General features: G+C 58.0%; 12 protein-coding genes. 10 read left to right on the forward strand and 2 right to left on the reverse strand.

Going from position 1 to position 15,095, the window contains the following annotated elements:
• Positions 1 to 107: 107 nt before the first annotated feature.
• On the reverse strand, positions 108 to 851 hold the full coding sequence (rpsB, locus tag AACY26_RS02700) for a 30S ribosomal protein S2 (RefSeq protein ID WP_087517759.1): 744 nt from the start codon (positions 849 to 851) through the stop codon (positions 108 to 110).
• Positions 852 to 1,124: 273 nt separating this feature from the next.
• Between rpsB and map the strand changes: the two genes are divergently transcribed.
• The 7 genes from map (at position 1,125) to AACY26_RS02735 (ending at position 9,226) form a co-directional block, all read left to right on the forward strand.
• On the forward strand, positions 1,125 to 1,907 hold the full coding sequence (gene map, locus AACY26_RS02705; RefSeq protein ID WP_339510722.1) for a type I methionyl aminopeptidase: 783 nt from the start codon (positions 1,125 to 1,127) through the stop codon (positions 1,905 to 1,907).
• 73 nt (positions 1,908 to 1,980) lie between these two features.
• A complete protein-coding gene (locus AACY26_RS02710) occupies positions 1,981 to 4,683 on the forward strand; it encodes a [protein-PII] uridylyltransferase (RefSeq protein WP_339510724.1) in 2,703 nt (900 codons plus the stop codon).
• A gap of 60 nt (positions 4,684 to 4,743) precedes the next feature.
• Positions 4,744 to 5,952: a succinyldiaminopimelate transaminase gene (dapC, locus tag AACY26_RS02715; protein WP_339510726.1), complete on the forward strand. Its 1,209-nt coding sequence runs from the start codon at positions 4,744 to 4,746 to the stop codon at positions 5,950 to 5,952.
• Between the two features lie 54 nt (positions 5,953 to 6,006).
• Positions 6,007 to 6,354, forward strand: a complete 348-nt coding sequence (locus AACY26_RS02720; protein ID WP_339510728.1) for an ArsC family reductase — start codon at positions 6,007 to 6,009, stop codon at positions 6,352 to 6,354.
• Positions 6,355 to 6,393: 39 nt separating this feature from the next.
• The gene (gene dapD / locus AACY26_RS02725) at positions 6,394 to 7,428 is read left to right on the forward strand and encodes a 2,3,4,5-tetrahydropyridine-2,6-dicarboxylate N-succinyltransferase (protein WP_010486754.1); all 1,035 of its coding nucleotides are present in this window, start codon (positions 6,394 to 6,396) and stop codon (positions 7,426 to 7,428) included.
• 173 nt (positions 7,429 to 7,601) lie between these two features.
• On the forward strand, positions 7,602 to 8,807 hold the full coding sequence (locus AACY26_RS02730; protein WP_339510731.1) for an aminotransferase class V-fold PLP-dependent enzyme: 1,206 nt from the start codon (positions 7,602 to 7,604) through the stop codon (positions 8,805 to 8,807).
• On the forward strand, positions 8,804 to 9,226 hold the full coding sequence (locus AACY26_RS02735; RefSeq protein ID WP_339510733.1) for a SufE family protein: 423 nt from the start codon (positions 8,804 to 8,806) through the stop codon (positions 9,224 to 9,226). Before AACY26_RS02730 ends, AACY26_RS02735 begins: the two co-directional genes overlap by 4 nt.
• Here the strand turns inward: AACY26_RS02735 and tcdA are convergent.
• Positions 9,213 to 10,022, reverse strand: coding sequence for a tRNA cyclic N6-threonylcarbamoyladenosine(37) synthase TcdA (tcdA, locus tag AACY26_RS02740; RefSeq protein WP_339510735.1), 810 nt, complete (start codon positions 10,020 to 10,022; stop codon positions 9,213 to 9,215). The two genes, AACY26_RS02735 and tcdA, sit on opposite strands and share 14 nt — an antisense overlap.
• A gap of 330 nt (positions 10,023 to 10,352) precedes the next feature.
• Between tcdA and AACY26_RS02745 the strand changes: the two genes are divergently transcribed.
• The 3 genes from AACY26_RS02745 (at position 10,353) to AACY26_RS02755 (ending at position 15,049) form a co-directional block, all read left to right on the forward strand.
• Positions 10,353 to 12,953 carry a glycosyltransferase gene (locus AACY26_RS02745; protein ID WP_339510737.1) on the forward strand — a complete coding sequence of 867 codons (2,601 nt, stop codon included), beginning with the start codon at positions 10,353 to 10,355 and terminating at the stop codon, positions 12,951 to 12,953.
• 105 nt (positions 12,954 to 13,058) lie between these two features.
• A complete protein-coding gene (gene dapE / locus AACY26_RS02750) occupies positions 13,059 to 14,201 on the forward strand; it encodes a succinyl-diaminopimelate desuccinylase (RefSeq protein WP_339510739.1) in 1,143 nt (380 codons plus the stop codon).
• On the forward strand, positions 14,198 to 15,049 hold the full coding sequence (locus tag AACY26_RS02755) for a putative RNA methyltransferase (RefSeq protein ID WP_339510741.1): 852 nt from the start codon (positions 14,198 to 14,200) through the stop codon (positions 15,047 to 15,049). The genes dapE and AACY26_RS02755 overlap by 4 nt, the downstream gene beginning before the upstream one ends.
• Positions 15,050 to 15,095: the final 46 nt, after the last annotated feature.

Here is a 15,095-nt window from a genome sequence, read left to right on the forward strand (position 1 = left end):
TCTTAGGTAGGTCTTCAACCATCTCACCCGCCAGGCGGGCGATGAATTCTATAAGTGACAAAAAGGGGGCAAAGCCCCCTTTTTGCGTAGCGAGTAACGCTTGCTACTTAGCCTTGAGCGGCTTCAGCAGCCGGGGCTTCAGCGACGAATTCGTCGGTGCCACCGTTCGCGTTGCTACGACCACGAACAACTGCGTCAGCCATGGCACCCATGTACAACTGGATGGCACGGATGGCGTCGTCGTTACCAGGAATGATGTAATCAACACCTTCCGGGCTGCTGTTGGTATCAACAACACCAATTACTGGGATGCCCAGCTTGTTGGCTTCGGTGATAGCAATGCGCTCGTGGTCAACGTCGATAACAAACAGAGCGTCTGGCAGACCGCCCATGTCCTTGATACCACCCAAGCTGCGATCCAGTTTTTCCAGATCACGAGTGCGCATCAGGGCTTCTTTCTTGGTCAGCTTGGTGAAAGTGCCGTCTTGAGCCTGAACTTCAAGATCACGCAGACGCTTGATCGAAGCGCGGATGGTCTTGTAGTTGGTCAGCATGCCGCCCAACCAGCGGTGATCGACGAACGGAGAGTTGCAGCGAGCTGCTTCTTCACGAACGATCTTGCCAGCAGAACGCTTGGTGCCAACGAACAGAATCTTGTTTTTGCCCGAAGCCAGCTTCTCAACGAACGACAGAGCGTCATTGAACATTGGCAGGGTTTTTTCAAGGTTGATGATGTGAATCTTGTTACGCGAACCGAAGATGTACTTACCCATTTTCGGGTTCCAGTAACGGGTCTGGTGGCCGAAGTGCACACCGGCCTTCAGCATATCGCGCATATTGACTTGGGACATGGTCGTTCCTTAATAAGTCGGGTTAGGCCTCCACGCATCCCAATCTCCAACCCTTTGCATGACAAAAGGCACCCAGGAAATCGTGTCGATACGTGTGTGGGTTTAGGCTTTTGGACAGGTTGCCCATGAAAGCGGCGCGTTTTATACCACAATAAACACCCAGAAGCTACAGGCTGATTACAGCAAAACTTCAGGACAGCGACCTTTGCCCTTATAGAATGCACCTCTAAGCTGTTACCATACTGCCACTTTTCTGTATGCCCGAGACCCCATATGACCGTCACCATCAAGTCGCCCGAGGAAATCGAAAAAATGCGCATCGCCGGCCGCTTGGCCGCTGACGTGCTGGAGATGATCGGCGAACACGTCAAACCCGGTGTTACCACCGAGGAACTCGACCGCATCTGCCACGACTATATCGTTAACGTGCAGCAGGCCATTCCTGCCCCGCTTAACTACAAGGGCTTTCCCAAATCGATCTGCACCTCGATCAACCACGTTGTCTGCCACGGCATTCCCAACGAGAAGCCGCTCAAGGAAGGCGATGTGCTGAACATAGACATCACCGTGATCAAGGACGGCTACCACGGCGATACCAGCAAGATGTTCATGGTTGGCAAAGTGCCAGAATGGGCCGAGCGCCTGGCCAAAGTCACTCAGGAATGCATGTATAAAGGCATCGAACTGGTCAAGCCAGGAGCGCGCCTGGGCGATATCGGCGAAGTGATCCAAAAGCACGCTGAGAAGAACGGTTTCTCTGTGGTGCGCGAATACTGCGGCCACGGTATTGGCGCGGTTTTCCATGAAGAGCCTCAGGTGCTGCACTACGGCCGCACAGGCACAGGCATGGAACTCAAGGAAGGCATGACCTTCACCATTGAGCCCATGATCAACCAGGGTCGCGCCGAGACTCGCCTACTGGGCGATGGCTGGACAGCAATCACCAAGGACCGCAAGCTCTCTGCACAGTGGGAACACACGATTCTGGTGACCGCAGAAGGTTACGAGATCTTCACCCTGCGCAGCGACGATACCATTCCACGCGTATCCGCCTGATACGCGCGGGTCGCTTTACCGGCAATCAATCCTGATTGAGTATTTTGTCGCGCTATATAAGGAAGGTCGTTGCATGCCGCAGGTAGACCCTCAGTTGTTCGACCGTGGCCAGTTCCAAGCTGAACTGGCCTTGAAGGCGAGCCCGATTGCAGCTTTCAAAAAGGCCATCAAGCGCGCTCACGACGTGCTCAATGCCCGCTTTTACGAAGGCCGCGAAGTACGTCGCTTGGTTGAAGACCGCGCCTGGTTTGTCGACCAGATCCTGCGTGAAGCCTGGCTGCGCCTGGACTGGTCGGAAGATGCCGACATTGCCCTGCTCGCCGTCGGCGGCTATGGCCGTGGCGAGCTGCATCCGTTTTCTGATATCGACCTGCTGATACTGCTCGACAACGCCGATCACGAAACCTTCCGCGAACCGATCGAGCAGTTTCTCTTGCTGCTGTGGGACATTGGCCTGGAAGTGGGCCAGAGCGTGCGCTCGGTTAATGAATGTGCCGAAGAAGCGCGGGCCGACCTGACCGTCATCACCAACCTGATGGAAAGCCGCACCATTGCTGGCCCAGAGCGTCTTCGCCAACGCATGCAGGCGGTGACCAGCCCGGAGCAAATGTGGCCAAGCCAAGAATTCTTTCTGGCCAAGCGCAAAGAACAGCGCGCCCGCCACGCCAAATATAACGACACTGAATACAACCTTGAGCCCAATGTAAAAGGCTCACCGGGTGGCCTGCGCGATATCCAGACCATCCTGTGGGTGGCGCGCCGGCATTTCGGTACGCTCAACCTGCAGTCGATGATCGAGCAGGACTTCCTGCTCAAAACCGAGTACACCATGCTCGCCGCCAGCCAGGACTTCCTGTGGAAGGTGCGCTATGCCCTGCACATGCTCGCCGGCCGCGCCGAGGACCGCTTATTGTTCGATCACCAGGCACAGATTGCCGAGCTGCTGGGGTTCGAGAGCACCGAGGGCAAGCGCGGTATCGAGCAATTCATGCAGAAGTACTACCGCGTGGTCATGGGCGTTGCCGAACTCAGCGACCTGATCAAGCAGCATTTCGAAGAGCAAATCCTGCGTGCAGGTGAACGCGGCACCGCCACCGGCCTTAACAGCCGCTTCCAGCTGCGCGATGGCTATATCGAGGTGACGCACCCCAATGTCTTCAAGCGCACCCCATTCGCGATTCTCGAAGTGTTCGTGCTTATGGCTCAGCACCCGCATATCAAGGGCGTCTGCGCGGACAGCATTCGCTTGCTGCGCGATCACCGGCACTTGATCGACGATGAGTTTCGCCACGACATTCGCAATACCAGCCTGTTTATAGAACTGTTCAAGAGCCCCTCGGGCATCCACCGCAACCTGCGGCGAATGAACCGCTACGGCATTCTTGGCCGCTACCTGCCTGAGTTTGGTCATATTGTTGGGCAAATGCAGCACGACCTGTTCCACATCTTCACGGTCGATGCCCACACCCTTAACCTGATCAAGCACCTGCGCAAGTTCAAATGGGTGGAAATGGCCGAGAAATTTCCGCTGGCCAGCAAGCTCATGGATAAACTGCCCAAGCCGGAACTGATTTACCTGGCCGGCCTGTATCACGACATAGGCAAGGGCCGCGGCGGCGATCATTCGGAACTGGGCGCGGTCGATGCCGAAGCCTTTTGCGTGCGCCATCAGCTGCCCGACTGGGATACCAAGCTGATTGTCTGGCTGGTCCAGCAGCACCTGACCATGTCCACCACCGCGCAGCGCAAAGACTTGTCTGATCCACAAATCATCCATGACTTTGCCATGTTGGTCGGCGACCAGACGCACCTTGACTACCTCTACGTGCTCACCGTTGCCGATATCAATGCAACCAACCCGACGTTGTGGAATTCATGGCGTGCCAGCCTGCTGCGCCAGCTCTATACGGAAACCAAGCGCGCGCTCAACCGCGGCCTGGAAAACCGCCTGGAGCGTGAAGAGCAGATACGCCTGACCCAAACCTCGGCACTGGACACTCTGGTACGCAGCGGCACGGACCCTGATGAAGCCGAGCAGCTCTGGTCGCAGCTTGGCGATGATTACTTCCTGCGTCATACGGCCAGCGATGTGGCCTGGCACACCGAGGCCATCATCCAGCACCCCAATGACGGCAACCCCTTGGTCCTGATCAAGGAAACCACCCAGCGCGAGTTTGAGGGCGGCACCCAGCTGTTCATCTATGCCCAGGACCAGCACGACTTCTTCGCCGTGACTGTGGCAGCAATGGCCCAGCTGAACCTGAATATTCATGATGCGCGGATTCTGACCTCGACCAGCCAGTTCACCCTCGACACCTATATAGTGCTCGAAGGCGACGGCAGCTCGATTGGCGACAACCCGGCGCGCATCAAGCAAATCCGCCAAGGCCTGATCGATGCGCTGATCAACCCGGATGATTACCCGAACATCATTCAACGCCGCGTGCCACGCCAGCTCAAGCACTTTGATTTTGCCCCGCGCGTGACCATCCACAATGATGCCAAGCGCCCACTCACGGTAATCGAACTGACTGCACCCGACCGCCCCGGCCTGCTGGCCAGGGTCGGACGCATCTTTCTTGATTTCGACCTGTCTATCCAGAACGCCAAGATTGCCACCCTGGGCGAGCGCGTAGAAGACGTATTCTTCGTGACCGATGCCAATAACCAGCAACTTTCCGACCCTGAGCTTTGCATGCGACTCCAGGAAACCATCGTCTCGCAACTTAGTGATGCGAGCACCCTGGGCAGTGAGCCGAGCAAAATTACAATTTGAACCCGACAGCTGCCGCAAGGCTGGTATGCCCAGCGGCAAAGACGTTGCCAGGAATGAACCATGAATGACGCGTTAAACCAGTTGCAGCCCTACCCGTTCGAGAAGTTGCGCGCCCTGCTTGGCAGCGTAACGCCGAACGCCGAGAAAAAAGCGATTGCCCTGTCGATCGGCGAACCCAAGCACCGCTCGCCGGATTTCGTCGCCAAGGCGCTCAGCGACAACCTTGAGCAACTGGCTGTTTATCCAACCACGCTGGGCATACCCGCGCTGCGTGAAGCCATCGCCAACTGGGCGAGCAAACGCTTCAACCTGCCAGCCGGTGCGCTCGATCCAGCACGCCATGTGTTGCCGGTCAACGGCACACGTGAAGCGCTGTTTGCTTTCACGCAAACGGTAATCAAGCGCGCGCAAGCTGGCGATCAGCCAGGTTATGTGGTCAGCCCTAACCCGTTTTACCAAATCTATGAAGGCGCAGCCTTGCTCGCCGGGGCACAACCGCATTACCTGCCGTGCCTTGAGCAACATGGTTTCAATCCAGACTTTGCCGCTGTCAGCGACGAGGTCTGGCAGCGCTGCCAGATTCTGTTCCTGTGCTCGCCCGGCAATCCGACTGGCGCATTGATTCCGCTGGACACCCTGAAACAACTGATCAGTCTGGCTGACAAGTTTGACTTCGTGATTGCCGCAGACGAGTGCTACAGCGAGCTGTATTTCGACGAAGCCAATCCACCAGCCGGGCTGCTCAGCGCCTGCGCCGAGTTGGGCCGCAATGATTTCAAGCGCTGCGTGGTATTCCACAGCCTGTCGAAGCGCTCGAACCTGCCGGGGCTGCGCTCCGGTTTTGTCGCTGGCGACGCCGACATACTGAAATCTTTCCTGCTGTATCGTACCTACCACGGCTGCGCGATGCCGGTGCAAACCCAGTTGGCAAGCATTGCCGCATGGACCGATGAAGACCATGTACGCGCCAACCGCGACCTGTACCGCGAGAAATTCGATGCAGTGCTGGCAATTCTCGATGGCGTACTTGACGTACAGCGTCCGGACGGCGGCTTCTATTTGTGGGCAAAAACCCCGGTAGATGACGAACAGTTCAGCCGTGACCTGTATGCCCAAGAACAGGTAACCGTGGTGCCGGGCTCGTACCTGTCGCGCAGCGTTGACGGCCACAACCCAGGCGCCAATCGCGTGCGCATGGCACTGGTTGCCCCCCTGGCAGAATGTGTTGAAGCGGCAGAGCGTATTCGTCACTTCGTAAAGAGTAACTAGGCAACACCGAGGCAAGCGCTGCTGAATACGGCGCCCCTTGAGAGGTTTGATTGAATGAGCAACACACTTTTTGGCATCAAAGCTTGTGACACCATGAAAAAAGCACGCACCTGGCTCGATGAGCACGCTGTAAGCTACCAGTTTCATGATTACAAAGCCGTGGGCATTGATCGCGGCAACCTGGAAAAGTGGTGCAACGAACATGGCTGGGAAACAATACTCAACCGTGCTGGCACCACCTTCCGCAAGCTGGATGAGGCGCAAAAAAGCGACCTAGACCAGAACAAGGCCATCGAACTGATGCTGGCCCAACCGTCGATGATCAAACGCCCAGTCCTTGATCTGGGCGACAGAACCCTGGTGGGTTTCAAACCTGACCGTTATGCAGCCGAGCTGGCCTAACGCATCTCTTACTATTGAATCTGCTGCAAGGAACTCAAGATGAGCAACAATCTCTACAGCCTGGCCTTCGGCGTAGGTACACAGAACCGTCAAAGCAACTGGCTAGAAGTGTTCTACGCCCAACCATTGCTCAACCCAGCAGCCGAACTGGTTGCCAAGGCCGCAGAAAAGCTCGGCTATGACGGCGGCAACCAAGCTATCCAGTTCAGCACCCAGCAAGCCAGCGACCTCGCCGAAATGCTCAAGGGTGTTGACGCTGCTCAAGCAGCCCTGCTGACTCGTCTGGCTGAAAGCCATAAGCCGCTGGTTGCGACCTTCCTCGCTGAAGACGCCGCGCCAACCAGCACCCCGGAAGCCTATTTGAAACTGCACCTGCTGTCGCATCGCCTGGTACAGCCTCACGGCCTGAACCTGAGCGGCATTTTCCCGCTGCTGCCAAACGTGGCATGGACCAGCCAGGGCGCCATTGACCTCAGTGAATTGGCTGAACGTCAGCTCGAAGCCCGTCTGCGCGGCGAGCTGCTGGAAGTCTTCTCGGTCGACAAATTCCCGAAAATGACTGACTACGTCGTGCCCGCTGGCGTGCGTATTGCCGACAGCTCGCGCATTCGCCTTGGCGCCTTTATTGGCGAAGGCACCACCGTCATGCACGAAGGTTTCGTCAACTTCAACGCTGGCACTGCAGGCCCGGGCATGATCGAAGGCCGCGTTTCGGCGGGCGTATTCGTCGGCAAAGGCTCTGACCTGGGCGGCGGCTGCTCGACCATGGGTACATTGTCTGGCGGCGGCAACATCGTTATTTCCGTGGGTGAAGGCTGCCTGATCGGCGCCAATGCCGGTATCGGTATTCCACTGGGCGACCGCAACACCGTTGAATCGGGCCTGTATGTCACCGCCGGGACCAAGGTCAACCTGCTCGACGAGCAAGGCAATCAGGTCAAAGTGGTCAAGGCCCGTGAACTGGCTGGTCAACCCGACTTGCTGTTCCGCCGCAACTCGATCACCGGCGCGGTTGAGTGCAAGACGCACAAGTCTGCCATCGAGTTGAACGAAGCACTGCACGCGCACAACTAAGCGCGTGTCTGCCTGGCCGGGGCTCGCAATCAGCTAGCTTCGGCCAGTTTGTAACCTGTAATAATTCACAGAATTTCTAAATAACCCTGCAGTGCGCAGCTGTTATGGGTGGATAAATAAAGCGCCATCCACCCTACCCTTTGGTTTATCCGCTCACAGTCTCGGAACCCGCTATGTCCTTGCCCTCACCCTGGCGTGCAGATTTCCCCGGCATTCTGGCCCTAGAGGCCGAGGGTCAAATCTATCTGGACAGCGCTGCCACCGCGCAAAAACCCCAAGCGGTGCTCGATGCATTGCTCGCCTATTATTCAACCGGCAGCGCTAACGTACACCGCGCCCAGCACCTGCCAGGCGAGCGCGCCACCCGCGCCTTTGAGGCCTGTCGCGAGCAACTGGGCAAATGGCTGAACGCGCAATCCAGCGCCCAAATAATCTTCACCCAGGGCGCGACCTCAGCTTTCAATTTGCTGGCCTATGGCTTGGAGCATCTGTTCAAACCCGGTGATGAACTGGTGATCAGCGCGCTTGAGCACCACGCCAACCTGTTGCCGTGGCAACAACTGGCATTGCGTCAGAACCTGAAACTGGTGATCCTGCCGTTGCGCGCCGACGGATGCATTGACCTGGAACGTGCAGCAGAGCTGATTGGCCCACGCACCCGCCTGCTGGCCGTCAGCCAACTGTCAAATGTGATTGGCCGCTGGCAACCCATCGCCGAACTGCTGGCACTGGCCAAGCCCCATGACGCATTGACTGTGGTTGATGGCGCCCAAGGCGCGGTGCATGGCCGCCATGACATGCAGCAACTTGGCTGCGACTTTTATGTATTTTCCAGCCACAAAATCTATGGCCCAGATGGGGTTGGCGTGCTCTACGGCAAGCCCGAGGCACTGGCGCAACTGAAGCACTGGCAGTTCGGCGGCGAGATGGTGCAAAGCGCAGACTACCTTGACGCCCTGTTCAATCCTGCGCCACTTGGCTTTGAAGCAGGAACGCCCCCGATCAGCAGCGTGATTGCACTTGGCGCCACGCTGGGCTACCTGAACCGACTCGATCATCTCGCCGTGACAGCGTTCGAGCAGGCGCTACACCAACAATTGATGACCGGACTTGCGGCACGTGACGGCATCACCCTGCTCGGCCAGCCAGATATCGCCCTGGCCAGCTTTGTGGTCGACGGCGTACACAATGCCGACCTTGCCCAACTGCTGACCGAACAAGGGGTTGCCGTACGCGCCGGGCAACACTGTGCGATGCCCTTGATGAACCAGCTCGGCCTTGGCGGCGCAATTCGTGTCTCGCTCGGCCTGTATAACAATGGCAGCGACCTTGAGCGCTTCTTCAGTGCGCTGGATAACGCCTTGGATATTCTCAGATGAGCGCCTCACAACCATTGCCACCAAGCGCCGCACAAGCACTCGACGCATTCCAGCAGGCGGGCAGCTGGGAGCAACGTGCGCGCTTGCTCATGCAGTGGGGCGAACACCTGGAGCCGCTGAGCGACTCACAGCGCGTGGAGGAAAATCGTGTGCATGGCTGCGAAAGCCAAGTGTGGCTGGTGGCCGAGCAGATCAATCAGCGGTGGCAATTTCGCGCCGCTGGCGAGGCACGGTTGATTCGTGGCTTGCTCGCGTTGCTACTGGTGCGCGTCAACGGGCTTGATAGCCAAGCGCTGGCGCAGCTGGACTTGAGCGACTGGTTCAACCAACTGGGCCTGGCGCGGCAACTGTCGCCGTCTCGCAGCAATGGCTTGAATGCCGTGCTCAAGCGCATGCATGAACTGGCTAGCGCAGCCTGACCCGCTCAGACGGACGTCGCGCGCCCTCGACCAGTTTCTCGATAATCTTGCTCACCGCGACCATGGCGAAGGTCGAGGTGACCATCATTGCCGAACCAAAACCACCGGCGCAATCCAACGCCACGCCCTCGCCAACAAAACTCTTGCTCTGGCAAGTCGTGCCATCAGGCAGCGGATAGCGCAGTTGCTCGGTCGAGAACACACAAGGCACGCTGTAGTTACGCCCCATGGTGCGTGAAAAGCCATAGTCGCGGCGCAGTGTCGAGCGGACTTTCGAGGCCAGCGGGTCATTGAAGGTCTTGTTCAGGTCACCCACGCGAATTTGCGTCGGATCGATCTGGCCACCAGCGCCGCCCGTGGTAACGATCTGGATCTTGCGCCGCTTACACCAGGAAATCAGCGCCGCCTTGGCGTTGACACTGTCGATACAGTCAATCACCGCATCCATCTCTTCGGTGATGTACTCGGCCATGGTGTCGCGAGTCACAAAGTCGGCAACAGCGTGCACTGCGCAAGCGGGGTTGATCGCCCGTAGTCGCTCGGCCATCACCTCGACCTTTGGTTTGCCAACAGCCGTGTTCAACGCATGGATTTGTCGGTTGGTGTTGGTAATGCACACATCATCGAGGTCAAACAGTGAGATTTCGCCGACGCCCGAACGGACCAGCGCCTCGGCAGCCCATGAGCCAACACCGCCAATTCCGACCACTGCAACGTGCGCCGCGCACAGGCGCTGCGCACCTTCACGCCCATATAACCGGGCGATGCCTGAAAAGCGTTGTTCATCAATCTGCATGCCTAACCCCAACACCACAAAATCTGCAATCGAGCATTATATGAAGCTGGCGGGCAACGCCCAAGCCTTTGCTGATCAACACCGCCAAACTTAAAGCGCCCAAGGGCCACACGTTCCCTGAAAAACAATCCCACGGCGTGCAGGCCAGCTTGTAAATGCATTAAATGGCGAACTTCTATAACCATTTACTACTCTAAGTCGAATGACTTTCCTGCGCCTGGAAAAAGGATGTACCAGGCGCTATACAGCTTATCGACGGCGGAGTAGCATGCGCGCCATCCGGTGCTCACCGGCTCCTCCTCGTTCCACGCAGCGGAACCCGAAACAGATATGTCATCAAGAATTTTTGGAATCAACCTGGTCGTTGTGTTGGCGATAGCCGCCTTGTTCTCGGGTTTCTGGGCGCTCTACAACTTGCCTGTTGACGCGCCTGACTGGCCTGACCAGGTTGCAGGCTACTCGTTCTCGCCGTTCCGCCAGGGTCAAACCCCGCAGAACAACATTTACCCAAGCGATGAAGAGATTACCCAAGACCTGGAGTTGCTCTCCAAGCAAACCGACAACATCCGTACCTACTCGGTTGACGAAGCGCTGGCGCACATTCCGCGCCTGGCTGAGGAGTTCGGCCTGCGCGTGACATTAGGGGTCTGGATCAGTAACGATGAAGCGCGTAACGAGCGTGAAATCGCCAAAGCGATTGAACTGGCCAATACCTCACGCAGCGTAGTGCGAGTGCTGGTGGGTAACGAGGCCTTGTTCCGCCGTGAAATCACCACCAAGAAGCTGATCGAATACCTCGACCGCGTCCGCGCTGGGGTCAAAGTCCCGGTTTCGACCTCAGAACAGTGGCACATCTGGGAAGAGCACCCTGAACTGGCCGAGCACGTTGACCTGATCGCTGCTCACGTCTTGCCCTATTGGGAATTTATCCCGATGGAGGACTCGACCCAGTTCGTCCTCGACCGTGCGCGCGACCTGAAAAAGCTGTTTCCGAAAAAGCCGCTGCTGCTCTCCGAGGTTGGCTGGCCGAGCAATGGCCGTATGCGTGGCGGCGCCGATGCCTCCCAAGCAGACCAGGCGATCTACCTACGCACCCTGGTCAACACGCTCAACGCCAAGGGCTACAACTACTTCGTGATTGAAGCCTTCGACCAGACCTGGAAAATCAGTGATGAAGGTTCAGTAGGCGCCTATTGGGGGGTGTACAACCTTGATCGCCAGCCAAAATTCAACTTCACCGGTCCCATAGTCGCAATTCCGCAGTGGCGTTTGCTGGCTATCGGCTCGGTGGTCATGGCCCTGCTTGCACTGGCGTTGCTGTTGATTGATGGCAGCTCGCTGCGTCAACGCGGCCGCACCTTCCTGACTTTCGTCGCCTTCGCTGGCGGCTCGGCACTGGTGTGGATCGGCTACGACTACAGCCAGCAATACAGTACCTGGTTCAGCCTCACCGTTGGCATTTTGCTCGGCATTGGTGCCATCGGCGTGTTTATCGTCTTGCTCACCGAGGCTCACGAACTGGCTGAAGCCGCTTGGGTTCGTGCCCGGCGCAGACCTTTCCAGCCGATGATAGGTGACTCGGAGTATCGTCCCAAGGTGTCGATACACGTGCCGTGCTACAACGAGCCGCCGGAGATGGTAAAGCAGACACTCGATGCGCTGGCCAATCTGGACTATCCGGATTACGAAGTCATCATCATCGACAACAACACCAAGGACCCGGCGGTGTGGGAACCGGTGCAGGCCTATTGCGAGCAGCTCGGGCCACGTTTCCGCTTTTTCCACAAGGCACCAATTGCCGGTTTCAAGGGTGGCGCGCTCAATTACATCCTGCCTTTCACCGCGCCGGATGTTGAAGTCATCGCGGTGATTGACTCCGACTACTGCGTCGACCCCAACTGGCTCAAGCACATGGTGCCGCATTTTGCCGACCCGCAAATCGCGGTGGTGCAATCGCCACAGGACTATCGCGACGGCAACACCAGCACCTTCAAGAAACTGTGTTACGCCGAGTACAAAGGCTTCTTCCACATCGGCATGGTGACCCGTAACGACCGCAACGCGATTATCCAGCATGGCACCATGACCATGATCCGCCGTAGCGTGATGGATGAATTGAAGTGGGCCGACTGGACCATCTGCGAGGATGCAGAACTGGGCCTGCGCGTGTTCAAGAACGGTTACAGCGCAGCCTATGCCCACGACAGTTTCGGCAAAGGGCTGATGCCCGACACCTTTATCGATTACAAGAAGCAGCGCTTCCGCTGGGCTTATGGCGCCATCCAGATAATGAAGGGTCACGCGCGCAGCTTGTTCCTCGGTAAAGACTCGAGCCTCAAGCGCGGCCAGCGCTACCACTTTATTGCCGGTTGGTTGCCCTGGGTTGCAGACGGCTTGAATATCTTCTTCACCGTGGGCGCATTGTTGTGGTCGGCGGCGATGATTATCGTGCCGCAACGCGTCGACCCGCCGCTGCTGATATTTGCGATCCCGCCATTGGCCTTGTTCGTGTTCAAGCTGGGCAAGATCGTGTTCCTGTATCAGCGTGCAGTCGGGGTGAACCTCAAGGATGCATTCTGTGCGGCGGTTGCTGGCCTGGCCTTGTCACACACCATCGCCAAGGCAGTGCTGTACGGTTTGTTTACCACCACGATCCCGTTCTTCCGCACACCGAAAATGCGCAGCAGCCATGGTTTCCTGGTGGCGCTGGCCGAGGCGCGCGAAGAGGTGTTCATCATGCTGCTGTTGTGGGGCGCCGTGGTTGGTATCTCCATCGCCCAAGGCTTGCCGAGCGCCGATGTGAAGTTCTGGATTGCAACGCTGCTGGTGCAATCGCTGCCCTATTTGGCTGCAGTAATCATGGCCATGCTGTCGTCGCTGCCAAAGCCGGCCGAACCACAAGTCGAAATCGACGCTGAGACAGTGAGCTAGACTCACTCCACCGTTTCAGCAAGATTTACAGCCTGACGGCGGCCAATGGCCGTCGTTTTGCTTTAAGATGGCGGCCTTTCCGCTTTATGCCGCTCAGGAGCCGCAATGACTGCCCTCTCCCCGACTCTCGCACTCGCCTGCGATCTGATTAGTCGCCCCTCCGTCACCCCTGTTGACGAAGGCTGCCAGGAACTAATGACGCGCCGACTGAGCGATATTGGTTTCAAGATCGAGCCTATGCGGATCGAGGAAGTCGATAACTTCTGGGCATTGCGCGGTCACACCACCGGCCCCGTGCTGTGCTTCGCTGGCCACACTGACGTAGTGCCAACCGGCCCGTTGCAAGCCTGGCAGCACCAGCCATTCGATGCCTTGGTCGATGAGCAGGGCATGCTCTGCGGTCGCGGCGCGGCGGATATGAAGGGCAGCCTGGCCTCGATGATTATTGCAGTCGAGCGCTTTGTCGCTGACCATCCGCAGCACAAAGGCGCCATTGCCTTTTTGATCACCAGCGATGAAGAAGGTCCAGCCCATCACGGCACGAAGGCAGTGGTTGAGCGCCTGGCTAAACGTGGCGAGCGCATGGACTGGTGTATCGTCGGCGAGCCATCAAGCACCAGCCTGGTCGGCGACGTGGTTAAAAATGGTCGTCGCGGCTCACTCGGCTGCACCCTGACCGTGCGCGGCGTGCAGGGCCATGTTGCCTACCCGCACCTGGCCAAGAACCCGATCCATCTGGCGACGCCTGCATTGGCCGAACTGGCTGGCACCCATTGGGATGACGGCAACGACTTCTTCCCGCCGACCAGCTTTCAAATCTCCAACCTCAACTCAGGCACGGGCGCAACCAATGTGGTGCCGGGCGAGTTGACCAGCATTTTCAACTTCCGCTTCTCGACCGAATCGACAGTTGAACAACTGCAGCAGCGAGTCTGTGACATCCTCGACAAGCACGGCCTCGACTATCACTTGGAGTGGGCATTGTCCGGCTTGCCGTTCCTCACCGAGCCCGGCGTGTTGCTTGATGCCGTCGCCGATAGCATCCGCAGCGTCACCGGTCGCGAAACCAAGCCCAGCACCAGCGGCGGCACCTCTGACGGACGCTTTATTGCGACCATGGGCGCCCAAGTCGTTGAACTCGGCCCGGTCAATGCGACCATTCACCAAGTCAACGAGCGCGTACTGGCCAGCGACCTTGATGTGCTGACCGATATTTACTACCAGACCATGGTCAACCTGCTGACATGACCGAGCGCGCCGCCCCTCAGCCAAGCCCCGAGGCCAAAGACCAGGGGCTCATCTGTCCGATTTGCCAAGGCCCGCTCAGCCAGGTCGATAAAAGCGTGGCTTGCCCTGCAGGCCACCGCTTCGACCGGGCTCGCCAGGGTTACCTGAATCTGCTGGCGGTGCAGCACAAGAACAGCCGTGATCCCGGCGATAATCAGGCCATGGTCGAGGCACGACGTCGGTTTCTCGATGGCGGTCATTACGCACCACTGGCCCATCGTTTGGCCCAGCTTGCAGCAGGTTATGCCCCTGCCCGCTGGCTGGATATCGGTTGTGGCGAAGGTTATTACACCGAGCAAATCGCCAGCATGCTGCCCAAGGCCCAAGGCTACGCCCTGGACATCTCCCGTGAGGCGGTTAAACGCGCCTGCAAGCGTGCGCCACATGTCGAATGGGTCGTGGCCAGCATGGCCCGTCTACCCCTGGCCGATGCAAGTTGTGGGCTTTTGGCCAGTGTATTCAGCCCGCTGGACTGGCAAGAAGCCAAGCGCGTACTGGCGCCCGACGGTGGCTTGTTGCGCATGGGCCCAACCCGCGCCCACCTGATGGAGTTGCGCCAGAAGCTTTATGATGAAGTCCGTGATTACGACGACCAAAAGCACCTGGAACTGATCCCCGACGGCATGCAGCTGGGCCATAGCGAAACCCTGAGCTTTAGCCTCAAGGTCGAAACCGAACAAGCCCGCGCCGACCTGCTGGCCATGACGCCACACGGTTGGCGCGCCAGTGCCGAACGCCGGGCAGCCGTCATCGCACAACCATTAGAAGTGACGGTCGCCATTCGCTACGATTGGATAGTGCGAACATAAGCGTTTCGCAGGCCCGCACATTAACCATGCTCGACAAGGATCAATT

Origin of the sequence: Pseudomonas sp. RL_15y_Pfl2_60 (assembly GCF_963970595.1) — a bacterium.
Lineage (GTDB): Bacteria > Pseudomonadota > Gammaproteobacteria > Pseudomonadales > Pseudomonadaceae > Aquipseudomonas.

What these genes read in the sequence shown, in the direction of transcription:
- rpsB (WP_087517759.1), bottom strand. Translation starts at nt 851, where the DNA reads ATGTCCCAAGTCAATATGCGCGATATGCTGAAGGCCGGTGTGCACTTC.
- map (WP_339510722.1), top strand. Translation starts at nt 1,125, where the DNA reads ATGACCGTCACCATCAAGTCGCCCGAGGAAATCGAAAAAATGCGCATC.
- AACY26_RS02710 (WP_339510724.1), top strand. Translation starts at nt 1,981, where the DNA reads ATGCCGCAGGTAGACCCTCAGTTGTTCGACCGTGGCCAGTTCCAAGCT.
- dapC (WP_339510726.1), top strand. Translation starts at nt 4,744, where the DNA reads ATGAATGACGCGTTAAACCAGTTGCAGCCCTACCCGTTCGAGAAGTTG.
- AACY26_RS02720 (WP_339510728.1), top strand. Translation starts at nt 6,007, where the DNA reads ATGAGCAACACACTTTTTGGCATCAAAGCTTGTGACACCATGAAAAAA.
- dapD (WP_010486754.1), top strand. Translation starts at nt 6,394, where the DNA reads ATGAGCAACAATCTCTACAGCCTGGCCTTCGGCGTAGGTACACAGAAC.
- AACY26_RS02730 (WP_339510731.1), top strand. Translation starts at nt 7,602, where the DNA reads ATGTCCTTGCCCTCACCCTGGCGTGCAGATTTCCCCGGCATTCTGGCC.
- AACY26_RS02735 (WP_339510733.1), top strand. Translation starts at nt 8,804, where the DNA reads ATGAGCGCCTCACAACCATTGCCACCAAGCGCCGCACAAGCACTCGAC.
- tcdA (WP_339510735.1), bottom strand. Translation starts at nt 10,022, where the DNA reads ATGCAGATTGATGAACAACGCTTTTCAGGCATCGCCCGGTTATATGGG.
- AACY26_RS02745 (WP_339510737.1), top strand. Translation starts at nt 10,353, where the DNA reads ATGTCATCAAGAATTTTTGGAATCAACCTGGTCGTTGTGTTGGCGATA.
- dapE (WP_339510739.1), top strand. Translation starts at nt 13,059, where the DNA reads ATGACTGCCCTCTCCCCGACTCTCGCACTCGCCTGCGATCTGATTAGT.
- AACY26_RS02755 (WP_339510741.1), top strand. Translation starts at nt 14,198, where the DNA reads ATGACCGAGCGCGCCGCCCCTCAGCCAAGCCCCGAGGCCAAAGACCAG.